We start from the raw sequence: 12,935 nt of genomic DNA, 5'->3' as shown, positions 1-12,935 counted from the left end.
GGCGTTACCAGAGCGATGCCACCCGGAACCGTTGACGCCGCCGCGCACCCCGGTAGCGCCGGGCCACGCCCGGCGGGTCCCCGGCCCGGTAGGTGCCGACCGTTGGTCGGCACGCATTCGTAGCCCCCGGCCGGTAGAATGGCCACCGCTGTCCACCGCCCGCTCCCGGAGCCCCCATGCCCGTTGAAGCTCAGCCGGAAGCCGCCGTCGTCGATGCGAACGGTGCGCCCGGCTATCTCTCCATTCGTGACCTGCGCAAGGAATTCGATGGCTTCGTCGCCGTCGACGACGTCAACCTAGACGTGCGCAAGGGCGAGATCTTCGCCCTGCTCGGTGGCTCGGGCAGCGGCAAATCGACTCTGCTGCGCTGCCTGGGCGGCTTCGAGACGCCCACCAAGGGCAGCATCACCCTCGATGGCCAGCGCCTGGACGCGCTGCCGCCGTACCAGCGGCCGGTCAACATGATGTTCCAGTCCTACGCCCTGTTCCCGCACATGACGGTCGAGCAGAACATCGCCTTCGGCCTCAAGCAGGGCGGCCTGGCCAAGGACGCGATCAGCCGGCGCGTGGGCGAGATGCTCGATCTGGTGCAGATGGCCCACCTGGGCAAGCGCAAGCCGCACCAGCTCTCCGGCGGCCAGCAGCAGCGCGTGGCGCTGGCGCGGTCGCTGGCCAAGGGGCCCAAGCTGCTGCTGCTGGACGAACCGATGGGCGCGCTGGATAAGAAGCTGCGCTCGCAGATGCAGCTGGAACTGGTCAGCATCATCGAATCGTCGGGCGTGACCTGCGTGATGGTCACCCACGACCAGGAAGAAGCCATGACCATGGCCACCCGCATCGCAGTGATGGATGCCGGCTGGATCCAGCAGGTCGGCAAGCCGGATGAGGTCTACGAGCAGCCGGCCAACCGCTTCGTCGCCGGCTTCATCGGCTCGGTCAACCTGTTCGAGGGTGTCATCGACGAGGACCTGCCCGAGTACGTGACCGTGCGCTCGCCGCTGTTCCCCGCACCGGTCTACATCGCCCATGGCATCACGTGCTACGAAGGGCAGCCGGTCGCGTTCGCGCTGCGCCCGGAAAAGGTGATGATCGGCAAGGACGAACCGGACGCGCCGACCAACAAGGCGCAGGGCGTGATCGAGGACATCGCCTATTTCGGCAGCCATTCGGTCTACCACGTGCGCCTGCCCAGCGGCGCCAAGGTGCTGGCCAATTTCGCCAACTCGCAGCGCTGGGCCAGCGATGGCCTGACCTGGGGCGATGAAGTGTGGGTGCACTGGCGCGACAACGACGGCGTGGTGCTGACCTCATGAGCGCGGCAGGCCTGAAGCGCTGGCTGCCGGGCACGCGTGCCACGGTGATCGGCATTCCCTACCTGTGGTTGCTGCTGTTCTTCGCGGTGCCGTTCCTGATCGTGCTGATGATCAGTTTCTCGCACAGCCGGGTCGGCTCGCCGCCGTACACCTGGCTGCTGCAGTACGTCGATGGCGCGTTCTCGCTCAAGCTCAACCTCGAGAATTACCTGGCGCTGTTCCGCGATTCGATCTACGCCCAGGCGTTCCTGAGCTCGATCAAGATCGCGGCCATCTCCACCTTCCTCACCCTGCTGATCGCCTACCCGATGGCCTATGCCATCGCGCGCCTGTCGCCGGCCGCGCGCAACGTGGCGATGATGCTGGTGGTGCTGCCGTCGTGGACCTCGTTCCTGATCCGCGTGTATGCGTGGAAGGCGATCCTTGACCGCAACGGCCTGCTCGATCAGTTCCTGCAGTTCACCGGCCTGCAGTCGCTGATGACCCGCATGGGCCTGCCCAAGCTGCAGCTGATCGATACGCCGACCGCGGCCTACATCGGCATCGTCTACTGCTACCTGCCGTTCATGGTGCTGCCGCTGTACGCCAACCTGGTCAAGCATGACCACCGCCTGCTGGAAGCGGCTTACGACCTCGGCGCCAAGCCGTGGCAGGCCTTCCTGCGCATCACCCTGCCGTTGTCAAAGGCGGGCATCATCGCCGGCTGCATGCTGGTGATGATCCCTGCGGTGGGTGAATTCGTGATCCCGGAAATGCTCGGCGGCTCGGAAACGCTGATGGTCGGCCGCCAGCTGTGGAACGAGTTCTTCAACAACCGCAACTGGCCAGGTGCTTCGGCGATGGCGGTAGCAATGATCCTGCTGCTGCTGGTGCCCATCCTGTGGTTCAACCGTTCCCAGCAGCGCCTGCTGGAAGGGAAGCAGGCATGAGCCCGCGTAGCGCAAAGGGCGTGGGCCTGGGCGTGCTGCTGCTCGGCTTCGCCTTCCTGTACCTGCCGATCCTGCTGCTGATGTTCTATTCGTTCAACAGCTCGCGGCTGGCGATGGTCTGGGCCGGGTTCTCCACCCGCGCCTACAGCGACCTGTTCGCCGACCGCGCGCTGATGGACGCCATGTGGACCAGCCTGGTGGTGGCGTTCTGGACCGCCTGCACCGCGACCGTGCTGGGCACGCTGGCGGCGATGGTGATGACCCGCTTCCGCCGCTTCCGCGGCAAGCAGGTGTTCGGTGCGCTGGTCACCGCGCCGCTGGTGATGCCCGATGTGATCCTCGGCTTCTCGCTGATGGCGCTGCTGGCCTCGATGGGCGCCATTCCCGGCTTCCCGGCACGCGGCCTGGCCACGATCTGGATCGCCCACGTCACCTTCACCCTGTGCTTCGTCACCGTGGTGGTGTCCTCGCGCCTGCAGGAAATGGATCTCTCGCTGGAAGAAGCGGCGATGGATCTCGGCGCCAGCCGCCTGACCGTGTTCGGCCGCATCACCTTGCCGATCATCGCCCCGGCACTGGTGGCCGGCTGGCTGCTGGCTTTCACGCTGTCGCTGGATGACGTGGTGGTGGCCAGCTTCGTTGCCACGCCGGGCTCGACCACCCTGCCGATGAAGGTGTTCGCCTCGGTGCGCATGGGCATCAGTCCGAAGATCAACGCGCTGGCGACCCTGCTGGTGTCGGCGGTGTCGGTGGCCGCGGTGATCGGCTGGTACATCAACGCGCGTGCCGAGAAGCGGCGCCAGCGCGACCTGCAGCTGGCCCGCCAGGACAACGGCTGAGGCCCGCACGCCGCCGACTGGCGGCGGCAACGCCCGGCTCACGGCAGCGGGCGCACACTGGCGATCTGCCTGATGGAGATCCCCCATGACCGTCGAAATCGTCAACCCGGCCACCGGCCAGGTCACCTACCGCCATGAACTGCTCGGCGCGGCCGACATCGAGCAGCGCCTGCAGGCCGCCGCCGAGGCATTCCCGCTGTGGGCCGAGCGTTCGCTGCAGGATCGCGGCGCCATCCTCAAGAGCATCGCCGCCCAGCTGCGCGCACGCCGCGATGACCTGCAGCAGGCGATGACCGGCGAGATGGGCAAACTGAAGGCCGAGGCCTTGGCCGAGGTCGAAAAATGCGCGGCCGCCTGCGAGTTCTACGCCGACCACGCGGCCGATTACCTGAAGCCGCAGATCATCGACACCGAGGCGCAGCGCAGCTACGTGCGCTACGAGCCGATCGGCTGCGTGTTCGCGGTGATGCCGTGGAATTTCCCGATCTGGCAGGTGTTCCGGTTCCTCGCCCCGGCCTTCATGGCCGGCAACGTGGCCCTGCTCAAGCACGCCAGCAACGTGCCACAGTGCGCCGACCTGATCCTGGCAGTGTGCCGTGACGGTGGCCTGCCGGCGGGTGTGTTTGATGTGCTGCACATCGACAACGACCAGGCCGCCGACGTGCTGCGCGACGCGCGGGTAAAGGCGGTGACCCTGACCGGTAGCGAGCGGGCAGGGCGCTCGATCGCCTCCAATGCCGGCAGCCAGCTGAAGAAATCGGTGATGGAGCTGGGTGGCAGCGATGCCTTCGTGGTGCTCGAGGATGCCGACCTGGACAAGGCCGTCGCCGCGGCGGTGAAGTCGCGCTTCGACAACAGCGGACAGACCTGCATCGCGGCCAAGCGCTTCATCGTGGTCGATGCGGTGGCCGATGCCTTCACCGACCGCTTCGTCGAGGCCGCCGGCCAGCGCCAGTACGGTGATCCGAACGAGCGTGGCACCACGCTGGCGCCGATGGCCCGTGCCGACCTGCGCGATGAACTGCACAAGCAGGTACAGGCCAGCGTGGCCAAGGGCGCGCGAATCCTGGCAGGTGGCGAGCCGATTGCCGGAACCCACGCGGGCTACCCGGCCACCGTCCTCGACCAGGTGGGGCCGGGCATGCCGGCCTACGACGAGGAGCTGTTCGGGCCGGTCGCCGCGGTGATCCGGGTCAAGGACGAAGCCGAGGCGCTGCGAGTGGCCAATGACACCCGCTTCGGCCTGGGCGGCAGCGTGTGGACCGGCGACGTGGTGCGCGGCGAGTGCTTCGCCCAGCGCATGGAATGTGGCGCGGCCTTCGTCAACGCCATCGTCAAGAGCGATGCGCGGCTGCCGTTCGGCGGCAGCAAGGAATCGGGCTTCGGCCGCGAACTGGCCGACCACGGCATCCATGAGTTCATGAACATCAAGACCGTCTACGTGGCCTGATCCCGCCGCCTGTGTAGAGCCGAGCCCATGCTCGGCTTAACTTGGCATAAAACAGCCGAGCATGGGCTCGGCTCTACAGAAAGCGTCCATCCAAGCGGTGGACTACAACCACTTCGCGCGCTTGAACAACCGGTACAGCCCCACGCACACCGCGGCCACGCCGACGATCATCAACGGGTACGCCCACGGCTTATCAAGCTCGGGCATGTGGCTGAAGTTCATGCCGTACCAGCTGGTGATCAGGGTCGGTGCGGCCAGCAGTGCCGCCCACGCACCCAGGCGCTTCACCGTCTCGCCCTGCGCCAGCGTCACCAGCGACAGATTCACGCTCAACGCCGTGCCCAGCATCTCGCGCAGGGTGTCGATCACATCGCTGATGCGCGCGGCATGGTCGTGCACGTCGCGCACGTACAGCTTCACTTCGTCGGGGATCAGGTCGCCCTGGTAGCGGCGCAGCTGCGCCAGCACATCCTGCAGCGGCGCCACCGCCATCCGCATCTTGTTCAGTTCGCGCTTGAGTTCGTACAGGCGCACCACGGTGCTGCGCTTGTAGTTTTCGGCAAAGATATCCTTCTCCAGCAGGTCCAGCGTGTCGCGGAAGCGGGTAGTGATCGGTAGATAGTTGTCCACCACGAAGTCGGCCACCGCGTACAGGCAGTACGACGCGCCCATTTTCAGCAGATGTGGCTCACGTTCCACCCGCGCGCGTACCGGCGCGTAGGACAGCGATGCGCCATGGCGCACGGTCACCAGGAAACGCGGGCCGAGGAAGGCATGGGTTTCACCGTACTGGATGCGCTCGTCGACCATCTGCGCGGTGGTCATCACCACGAACAGGGAGTTGCCGTAGGCCTCGGCCTTCGGGCGCTGGTGCGCGTTGCGCGCATCCTCGATGGCCAGGTCGTGCAGGCCGAATTCTTCCTGCAGTTTCAGCAGCACTTGGTCGTTGGGGTCGAACAGGCCCACCCAGACGAAGCCGTTGCCGCTGGCGATTACATCGCTGATGGCATCCAGGCTGATGTCATGGCGCTTGCCCTGATCATCGTAGTGGACGCAGTTGATGACGCAGGCAGGGTTGTTCGAAGCGGGCGCGGAAGCGGAGGCGGGCAATGACATGCCCGCCATCCTGCGTCAGCGGGGTGTTTCCGACAAGTGAGGACGACGCGCCAACACCCAGGCCAGCGCGACGTGCACCGGCAGCAGCAGCACGATCCACTGCACGTTGTACTGCGCCTGCAGACTCAGCCAGTGCAGCACCAGCACCCCCACGGACTGTGCGGCCAGCAGCCACAGCACGATGCTGAACATGCGTCCCGGCACGCGCCGGCGCAGCAGGGCGATGGCACCGGGCAGCAGCAGCACGGCCAGCGGCGACAGCAGCAGCAGGTTGCGGTTGGCCCACGCGGCGTAGTGGATGCTGAAGCCCCACAAAAACACCAGCACGCCACCGAGCAGGGCACACAGCAGCCAGAACGGCAAGGCGATGCCGGCAAGCAGGCGCGGGCGGCTGCGCAGCGCCAGTACACCCGCGGCGATCACCAGGCCGCACAGCAGCCACGGCCACCAGCGCCGCGCGAATTCCTTCGGCTCGGGGTCGATGCGGTGCGGCAGCAGTTCCTGCTCGCTCTGCACCAGCGGCCGGCCATCGCTGTTGCGCACCTGGCGCAGCGCATCGGCCAGGCGCATCGGCACGAAGGCCTCCTGCCAGCGCGACAGCGGCTGGTCGGCGAACGGACCGAGGCCGACGTCGAAGCCCAGCCACATCCACGGTGCCGGCGAGGCCAGGCGCACCGATTCGCTGCGGTAGGTGTTGCCACGCGAACGCCCGGACAGCTGCGCATGCAGGCCGCCGTCCAGTGCCTTGTCGAGGGTGTCGCGCACCATCGTGGCGCAGTTGGCGGTGTAGTAGTCGTAGTGGTAGCGCGCGTTTTCCGGCTTGGCCCGTTCGGCCAGGCCGGCGGCCAGGGCACGGGCCTGGTCCGGGCGCAGGTCCAGCCACTGCACGCTGGCACCGCGGCCGGTCTCGTCGTAGTACGACAGGTCCTGCTGCAACGGCAGCGCCACCAGGTAATACATCATGTCGCCGCGTGCGAAGCGGCTGATGAAATCATCCTCGGAAGGATCGAAATAGCCGAAGTTGTACGAGATCGCCTCGCCGCTGACCGGGTCGAGCACCACGATGGCGTCGTGGCCGAAGCGTTCGAAGAACACCGTGCCCGGCTGCATGGTCACCACGCCGATGTGCGGCGCCGGTGCTTCCTGCGGGGCGGCGGCATCGGCGGCCGGCGCGGCGGCCATCGCCTGCGCGAAGGCCGCCTGCGGCAGGGCCATGGCCAGCACGCACAGTGCCAGCCACAGGCTGAGGATCAGGCCGGGGCGCTTCAAGCGTCGTCCTGCTCGTCCGGTGGCAGCACCGTCACATGGAAGGCCTGCACCCGGCGCGCATCGGCGCGCGCCACGCGGAACATGAAGCGGTCCAGCGCCAGCTCGTCGCCAACCTCGGGCAGATGGCCGATCGCCTCGGTCACCAGGCCGCCGATGGTGTCGTAGTCCTCGTCGGAGAACGTGGCACCGAAACGCTCGTTGAAATCGCCGATCGCGGTCAGCGCATCGACCACGTAGCGGCCGTCGGCCTGGATCGCGATCTGCGCCGACTGGTCCTCGGCCTCGTCGTGTTCGTCGTCGATCTCGCCGACGATCTGTTCAAGCACGTCCTCGATGGTGACCAGGCCGGCGACACCGCCGTACTCGTCCACCACCATGGCCATGTGGTTGCGCGACAGGCGGAACTCCTTCAGCAGCACGTTGAGCTTCTTCGCCTCGGGGATCAGCACCGCCGGGCGCAGCAGCTCGCGCACGTTGGCCGGCCCGTTGTCGGCAACCACGCCGCGCAGCAGGTCCTTGGCCAGCAGGATCCCAAGGATGTCGTCCTTGTTCTCGCCGTGCACCGGGAAGCGTGAGTGGCCCGATTCGACGACCTGTTTCATCAGGTCCAGGAAGGGCGCTTCGACCGGCAGCGAGACCATCTGCGAACGCGAGATCATCACGTCGCCCACGGTCAGCTCGGCCACCGAAATGGCGCCTTCCATCATCTTCAGGGTATCGGCGGCGATCAGGCCCTCTTCCTGCGCGGTGTGCAGGACAGCGACCAGCTCGTCGCGGGTATGGGGTTCGCCGGAGAAGGCGGAGGTCAGGCGTTCAAGCCAGCCGCGCTTCTTTTCATTGGGCTCCAGGGAGGAGCTACTACTGTCGTCTTCTGACATCTCTGGAAAAAGGGCACCCGGCAAGCCGGGCGTTGTCCCAAGTCTAGCAGGATGTTGGGGCCTTTCAGTGACTGCCGCCGGCGGCGGCCGGAACCTCGTCCTCGGCCGGCAGATCCAGGCTGTAGGTGCAGCCGGCCAAGGTCTTGCCGGGGTGGCTGGCCACCGTGGACACGCTGAGGATGATCGATTCGATCTGGGCCTCGCCGGTCCCGGGGTTGGTCACGTCGCGGCTGACCACCTCGCGGCCGGCCATGAACTTGCCGTCCTGGTCGTAGCCGGTTTCCAGTTCCAGGCGCTCGGCCAGCGGGTGCGGGTCGGCCTGGTCCAGCACGGCCATCACGCTGGCGCCGGCCACGGCCACCCGCTCGGTCTGCTGGCCGAACACGGTGATCGGGTTGGCCAGGCGGAACTCGCTCATGAACGGGTTGCCCTGCGGCAGCGGCTGCAGGCCCTGGGCCACGGCCTTCAGCGGGTCGGCCAGCAGCGGTGCCAGCGCGGCATGCTCGGCCACGCCCTGGCGGCATTCGATCAGCGCCGGTAGGTCCAGCGGGGCGGCCGAAACGGGGGCGGCGAGGGAGGCGAGCAGCAGGGGCAGGGCAGTACGCAGCAGCACAGGCAGAGGGTCCGCGGTGGGAATACGCCGGACCATGGTAACGGCGATGGCGGCATCCGGTGAACGCGGCGGGCCGGTTCAGGGCGGAAACTGCTGCGTATCCGGGGATAGCCACTGGATCCTGACCGGGAACCCCAGCGTCAGCTGCAGGTGATTGATCGCGGCGGCCGCGGTTGCGTGGTGGGCCGGTGTGCCCTTCAGGGTCAGCTCCATCTCGCCGGTGCGCACGTCCAGGCCGAAGCCGAACATGTCCGGAAACAGCTCGATCAGCCCGCCGCGCTGGGTGTCGAGCCGGTGCCGCATCTCCGCTTCGGTCAGCGGCGCTCCGGTGCGGTAATGGACGTGCTGTGGCCCCAGTGGTCCGGGATACTGCTCGTCGGCCTGCGGAACGGTGCCGGCGGAACGGTGCCGGTCAGCTGCACGATGCTGTGCCAGCCCGGGTCGGTGTCGACCCATGCCCCGGCCAGGCGCGCGCCATGGCGCGCCCGCAGGCATTCGATCAGATCGCCCTGCTGGTCGGTCGCCACGGCCTCCTGCAGCAGGGTGGCGAGCAGCAGGCCGGGTAGCGGGGTCATCAGCGGTCCTCGCGGCCGGCTCAGCCCTGCGAGGTGCGGCGCAACAGGGTCCGCATGCGCTCCAGCGAACGGCGGGCCACGGCGCGCAGCGCCATCACCGCCAGGGTCAGCATCGCCGCGAGCAGTGCCACGTGCACCAGCTGCAGAACCGCGCGCAATGCAAGCTGCAGGGCCCCCGGCGCCAGCAGCCAGTCCGGCACATCCGTCACGGGCCGGGGAATGACGCACAGGTACACCACGGCAAGTACGAACAACGCCCACAGCTGCGCACGCCTTGCATGGAAGAATGGCAGGCTGCTGCTGGCGCGGCCCAGGCGCTTGTGCAGGACCACGCGCCAGCATACCGGCGCGGAAAACGCGCCGATCAGGACCAGCACCACCGACGTCATCCACAGTGTTCCGTTGCTGCTCACCGGCCCGGGGCCACCCAGCAGGTGCGGGCCGGCCACGCCGACTGCCAGGGCCGCCAGCAGGCTGGCAGGCGACAGCAGGGCCAGCGTGCGCAGCAGCCAGTGCCGGCCATCAGGATGGCGGGCGCTGAGGCGGTGCATCAGGTTGGCGGCGACGACCAGCAGCAGGGCAAAGATCGCCGTTGTAGCCAGCATTGGTCCCATGTCACCCATCATCGTCCATGTCTCCTGTGGGGTTGCAGGTGCAGGATAGCGCCGTACGGGCCTCAGCGCTCGCCGGCGTAAGGATCCTCGATGCCGAGCTCGGCCAGGATCTCGCGCTCGAGCTGCTCCATCGCCTCGGCTTCCTTGTCGTCCTCGTGGTCCCAGCCCAGCAGGTGCAGCACGCCGTGCACGGTCAGGTGCGCGTAGTGGGCGTTGAGGGCCTTGCCCTGCTCATCGGCCTCGCGGGCCACCACCGGCGCGCAGATCACCAGGTCACCCAGCAGCGGGAACTTCACGCCCTTGGGCAGGCCTTCGGGCACGTCGGCCGGGAAGCTGAGCACGTTGGTGGCGTAATCCTTGCCACGGTAATGCCGGTTCAGCGACTGCCCTTCCTTCGCATCGACCACGCGGATGGCCAGGTCGGCCTCGCGGATGCGTCCCTTCAGGGCCGCCGCCACCCATTTGCGGAAGCTCACCGCCGCCGGAAGGCCGGTGCGGGGCAGGGCGTAACTGATGGCGACATCAAGTCGCACAGGGCCTTTGGTCATGGGGTAGCTCCAGGTTGAATCTGATGCAGGTCGCGGCGGTCGTAGGCATTGACGATACGTGCCACCAGCGGGTGGCGGACCACGTCACGCGCTTCGAAGAACGTGAACGTCACGCCCTCCACCTCGCGCAGCACATCGATGGCGTCGCGCAGGCCCGACTTCACGTGCTTGGGCAGGTCGGTCTGGGTCAGGTCGCCAGTGACCACCGCGGTAGAGCCGTAACCTAGGCGGGTCAGGAACATCTTCATCTGTTCGATGGTGGTGTTCTGCGCCTCGTCCAGGATCACGAACGCATCGTTGAGCGTGCGCCCGCGCATGTAGGCCAGCGGCGCGATCTCGATGACGTTCTTTTCCAGCAGCTTGACCACTTTCTCCACGCCCATCATTTCGTACAGGGCGTCGTACAGCGGGCGCAGGTAGGGGTCGACCTTCTGGCTCAGGTCGCCGGGCAGGAAGCCCAGCTTCTCGCCGGCTTCCACCGCCGGACGCACCAGGATCAGCCGCTGCACGCGCGATTCGTTCAGTGCTTCCACTGCGCTGGCCACAGCCAGGAAGGTCTTGCCGGTACCGGCCGGGCCGATGCCGAAATTGATGTCATGCGTGGCGATCTGGTGCAGGTAGCGACCCTGGTTGGCGCCGCGGCCGCGCACCGTGCCGCGCTTGACCTTGATCGCCACGTCCTGCGCTTCGTAGGAGCGCTCGGCGATCTGCTCGACATTGGCCTGCGCCAGGCGCAGGTGGATGGCGTGGCTGTCGAAGGTGGTCTCGGCGGCTTCGACGTACAGCGCCTCGATCAGCTTCTGCGCCTCAACGATGGCCTCGTCCGGCCCGCTGATGCGGAACACGAAGCCGCGGTTGGCGATCTCCACGCCGAGCTTCAGCTCGATCTGGCGCAGGTGCCCGTCGAAGGGGCCGCACAGGTTGGCCAGCCGCTCGTTGTCTTCCGGCGACAGGGTGAAATCTCGATGCTCGATGCTTTTCATTGCGTGGGGTGGGGCGGGTTCGCCGTCCACCGTGATAAACCCAGGGAAGACAAGATTAGCGCGCGGACCGGCGGGGCGACAGTTCTCCACACCGGGTGTGGATCGGCGCCGAAGAAAGCTGTGGACAAGTGCTTGCGGAGCCTGCGCGGCAAGGGAGGTGAAGCGCTGGTGAAAAATGTGCCAAGGGGGCGGCCGCAGGCAGGTGCCGACCGTTGGTCGGCACACCCTAGTCCGCCACCACCCGCGCACGCAGCGAATTGGTCAGCGCCTCGGTGATCACCACGTCGACGAACTGGCCGATCAGGCGCGCCGGCGCCGGGAAGTTCACCGAACGCATGTTCTCGGTTTTGCCGGTCAACTCGTTCGGGTTCTTGCGCGATGGGCCTTCCACCAGCACGGTCTGCACGGTGCCGACCATCCTTTCGGAAATACCGGCGGCGTGCGCATTGATGCGCTCCTGCAGGCGCGACAGCCGGGCGTGCTTTTCCGCATCGCTGATCGTGTCCTCCAGGTCGGCCGCCGGGGTACCCGGGCGACGCGAGTAGATGAAGGAGAAGCTGTGGTCGAAGCCGATGTCCTCGATCAGCTTCATGGTCTTCTCGAAATCGGCATCGGTCTCGCCGGGGAAGCCGACGATGAAATCCGAGCTGATCGAGATGTCCGGGCGCACGGCGCGCAGCTTGCGGATCTTCGACTTGAATTCCAGCGCCGTGTAGCCGCGCTTCATCGCCGACAGCACGCGGTCGCTGCCGGCCTGGACCGGAAGGTGCAGGAAGTTGGCCAGCTGCGGCACGTCGCGGAACGCGTCGATCAGCGAGTCGCTGAACTCCAGCGGGTGCGAGGTGGTGAAGCGGATGCGGCCGACGCCGTCGATCTCGGCGATGGTGCGGATCAGCAGGCCCAGGTCGGCGAACTCGCCATCACCGTAGGGACCACGGTAGGCGTTGACGTTCTGCCCCAGCAGGTTGATCTCGCGCACGCCCTGTGCGGCCAGCTGCGCCACTTCCACCACCACGTCCTCGAACGGGCGGCTGACTTCGGTGCCGCGGGTGTAGGGCACCACGCAGAACGAGCAGTACTTGGAGCAGCCTTCCATGATCGAGACGAACGCCGAGGCGCCATCGGCGCGCGGCTCCGGCAGGCGGTCGAACTTCTCGATCTCGGGGAAGCTGATGTCCACCTGCGGGCGCTTCTGCTCGCGGCGGGCGCGGATCAGTTCCGGCAGCCGGTGCAGGGTCTGCGGGCCGAACACCAGGTCCACGAACGGCGCGCGCTTGATGATCGCTTCGCCTTCCTGCGAGGCCACGCAGCCGCCCACGCCGATGATGACCTCGCGGCCCTTGTTCTTCAGGCCCTTCCACACGCCCAGCTGGCTGAACACCTTTTCCTGCGCCTTTTCGCGGATGGAGCAGGTGTTGACCAGGATGACGTCGGCGTCGTCCGGGCTATCGGTCAGTTCCAGGCCATCGCTGGCGGCAAGCACGTCGGCCATTTTGGCCGAGTCGTACTCGTTCATCTGGCAACCGTGGGTCTTGATGTAGAGCTTGCCTTTGACCTGGTCGGGCTTGCGCGGACCAGTGGGCAGGGCAACGAGCGGGGTACCGCCCGAGGCGGGCGGAAAGACGTCTGGCGTCCCGGTCATGGCGCTTAATCCATTCGGGTGGCGGGAAAGCGGGCAATTCTACCCGCATCCCACTCTGCCCGCCGCGCTGCGCGCTCGCGGGGCATGGCCCCGCGCTACCCGCATCCCACTCTGCCCGCCGCGCTGCGCGCTCGCGGGGCATGGCCCCGCGCTACCCGCATCCCAC

Annotated in this window: 14 protein-coding genes; 4 read left to right on the top strand and 10 right to left on the bottom strand. The window is 67.2% G+C overall.

Going from position 1 to position 12,935, the window contains the following annotated elements:
- The first annotated feature begins 176 nt into the window (after positions 1–176).
- The 4 genes from FJU31_RS18345 (at position 177) to FJU31_RS18330 (ending at position 4,531) form a co-directional block, all read left to right on the top strand.
- Positions 177–1,313, top strand: coding sequence for an ABC transporter ATP-binding protein (locus FJU31_RS18345; protein WP_150456014.1), 1,137 nt, complete (start codon positions 177–179; stop codon positions 1,311–1,313).
- Positions 1,310–2,242: an ABC transporter permease subunit gene (locus tag FJU31_RS18340; protein ID WP_150456013.1), complete on the top strand. Its 933-nt coding sequence runs from the start codon at positions 1,310–1,312 to the stop codon at positions 2,240–2,242. The genes FJU31_RS18345 and FJU31_RS18340 overlap by 4 nt, the downstream gene beginning before the upstream one ends.
- On the top strand, positions 2,239–3,081 hold the full coding sequence (locus tag FJU31_RS18335) for an ABC transporter permease subunit (RefSeq protein ID WP_150456012.1): 843 nt from the start codon (positions 2,239–2,241) through the stop codon (positions 3,079–3,081). Before FJU31_RS18340 ends, FJU31_RS18335 begins: the two co-directional genes overlap by 4 nt.
- A gap of 85 nt (positions 3,082–3,166) precedes the next feature.
- Positions 3,167–4,531, top strand: coding sequence for an NAD-dependent succinate-semialdehyde dehydrogenase (locus tag FJU31_RS18330; protein ID WP_150456011.1), 1,365 nt, complete (start codon positions 3,167–3,169; stop codon positions 4,529–4,531).
- A gap of 102 nt (positions 4,532–4,633) precedes the next feature.
- Here the strand turns inward: FJU31_RS18330 and FJU31_RS18325 are convergent, their stop codons facing one another.
- The 10 genes from FJU31_RS18325 to miaB form a co-directional block, all read right to left on the bottom strand.
- Positions 4,634–5,656, bottom strand: a complete 1,023-nt coding sequence (locus tag FJU31_RS18325; protein ID WP_150456010.1) for a magnesium and cobalt transport protein CorA — start codon at positions 5,654–5,656, stop codon at positions 4,634–4,636.
- Positions 5,657–5,662: 6 nt separating this feature from the next.
- Entirely contained in the window at positions 5,663–6,916 is a 1,254-nt protein-coding gene (locus FJU31_RS18320; protein ID WP_150456009.1) for a lipoprotein N-acyltransferase Lnb domain-containing protein, read from the bottom strand.
- A complete protein-coding gene (locus FJU31_RS18315) occupies positions 6,913–7,794 on the bottom strand; it encodes a CorC family transporter (RefSeq protein WP_108768378.1) in 882 nt (293 codons plus the stop codon). Before FJU31_RS18315 ends, FJU31_RS18320 begins: the two co-directional genes overlap by 4 nt.
- A 64-nt stretch (positions 7,795–7,858) precedes the next feature.
- Positions 7,859–8,443, bottom strand: a complete 585-nt coding sequence (locus tag FJU31_RS18310; RefSeq protein WP_425473735.1) for a hypothetical protein — start codon at positions 8,441–8,443, stop codon at positions 7,859–7,861.
- 42 nt (positions 8,444–8,485) lie between these two features.
- On the bottom strand, positions 8,486–8,710 hold the full coding sequence (locus FJU31_RS19340) for a hypothetical protein (protein ID WP_188115536.1): 225 nt from the start codon (positions 8,708–8,710) through the stop codon (positions 8,486–8,488).
- A gap of 11 nt (positions 8,711–8,721) precedes the next feature.
- Positions 8,722–8,982, bottom strand: a complete 261-nt coding sequence (locus FJU31_RS19335; RefSeq protein ID WP_188115535.1) for a hypothetical protein — start codon at positions 8,980–8,982, stop codon at positions 8,722–8,724.
- A 20-nt stretch (positions 8,983–9,002) separates the two neighbouring features.
- A complete protein-coding gene (locus FJU31_RS18300; protein WP_150456007.1) occupies positions 9,003–9,596 on the bottom strand; it encodes a hypothetical protein in 594 nt (197 codons plus the stop codon).
- 62 nt (positions 9,597–9,658) lie between these two features.
- Positions 9,659–10,144: an rRNA maturation RNase YbeY gene (gene ybeY / locus FJU31_RS18295; RefSeq protein WP_108764644.1), complete on the bottom strand. Its 486-nt coding sequence runs from the start codon at positions 10,142–10,144 to the stop codon at positions 9,659–9,661.
- Positions 10,141–11,127: a PhoH family protein gene (locus FJU31_RS18290; protein ID WP_150456006.1), complete on the bottom strand. Its 987-nt coding sequence runs from the start codon at positions 11,125–11,127 to the stop codon at positions 10,141–10,143. Before FJU31_RS18290 ends, ybeY begins: the two co-directional genes overlap by 4 nt.
- A 226-nt stretch (positions 11,128–11,353) precedes the next feature.
- The gene (gene miaB, locus FJU31_RS18285) at positions 11,354–12,769 is read right to left on the bottom strand and encodes a tRNA (N6-isopentenyl adenosine(37)-C2)-methylthiotransferase MiaB (protein WP_150456005.1); all 1,416 of its coding nucleotides are present in this window, start codon (positions 12,767–12,769) and stop codon (positions 11,354–11,356) included.
- Positions 12,770–12,935 lie beyond the last annotated feature (166 nt).

Source organism: Stenotrophomonas cyclobalanopsidis, from assembly GCF_008710035.1.
Classification (GTDB): domain Bacteria; phylum Pseudomonadota; class Gammaproteobacteria; order Xanthomonadales; family Xanthomonadaceae; genus Stenotrophomonas; species Stenotrophomonas cyclobalanopsidis.
The sequence above is the reverse complement of the archived record's forward strand: the minus strand, read 5'-3'. Positions and strand labels throughout refer to the sequence as shown.

Excerpts from the sequence above, each read along its gene's own strand:
- FJU31_RS18345 (WP_150456014.1), top strand. The coding sequence starts at position 177 with ATGCCCGTTGAAGCTCAGCCGGAAGCCGCCGTCGTCGATGCGAACGGT.
- FJU31_RS18340 (WP_150456013.1), top strand. The coding sequence starts at position 1,310 with ATGAGCGCGGCAGGCCTGAAGCGCTGGCTGCCGGGCACGCGTGCCACG.
- FJU31_RS18335 (WP_150456012.1), top strand. The coding sequence starts at position 2,239 with ATGAGCCCGCGTAGCGCAAAGGGCGTGGGCCTGGGCGTGCTGCTGCTC.
- FJU31_RS18330 (WP_150456011.1), top strand. The coding sequence starts at position 3,167 with ATGACCGTCGAAATCGTCAACCCGGCCACCGGCCAGGTCACCTACCGC.
- FJU31_RS18325 (WP_150456010.1), bottom strand. The coding sequence starts at position 5,656 with ATGGCGGGCATGTCATTGCCCGCCTCCGCTTCCGCGCCCGCTTCGAAC.
- FJU31_RS18315 (WP_108768378.1), bottom strand. The coding sequence starts at position 7,794 with ATGTCAGAAGACGACAGTAGTAGCTCCTCCCTGGAGCCCAATGAAAAG.
- FJU31_RS18310 (WP_425473735.1), bottom strand. The coding sequence starts at position 8,443 with ATGGTCCGGCGTATTCCCACCGCGGACCCTCTGCCTGTGCTGCTGCGT.
- FJU31_RS19340 (WP_188115536.1), bottom strand. The coding sequence starts at position 8,710 with ATGCGGCACCGGCTCGACACCCAGCGCGGCGGGCTGATCGAGCTGTTT.
- FJU31_RS19335 (WP_188115535.1), bottom strand. The coding sequence starts at position 8,982 with ATGACCCCGCTACCCGGCCTGCTGCTCGCCACCCTGCTGCAGGAGGCC.
- FJU31_RS18300 (WP_150456007.1), bottom strand. The coding sequence starts at position 9,596 with ATGGGACCAATGCTGGCTACAACGGCGATCTTTGCCCTGCTGCTGGTC.
- ybeY (WP_108764644.1), bottom strand. The coding sequence starts at position 10,144 with ATGACCAAAGGCCCTGTGCGACTTGATGTCGCCATCAGTTACGCCCTG.
- FJU31_RS18290 (WP_150456006.1), bottom strand. The coding sequence starts at position 11,127 with ATGAAAAGCATCGAGCATCGAGATTTCACCCTGTCGCCGGAAGACAAC.
- miaB (WP_150456005.1), bottom strand. The coding sequence starts at position 12,769 with ATGACCGGGACGCCAGACGTCTTTCCGCCCGCCTCGGGCGGTACCCCG.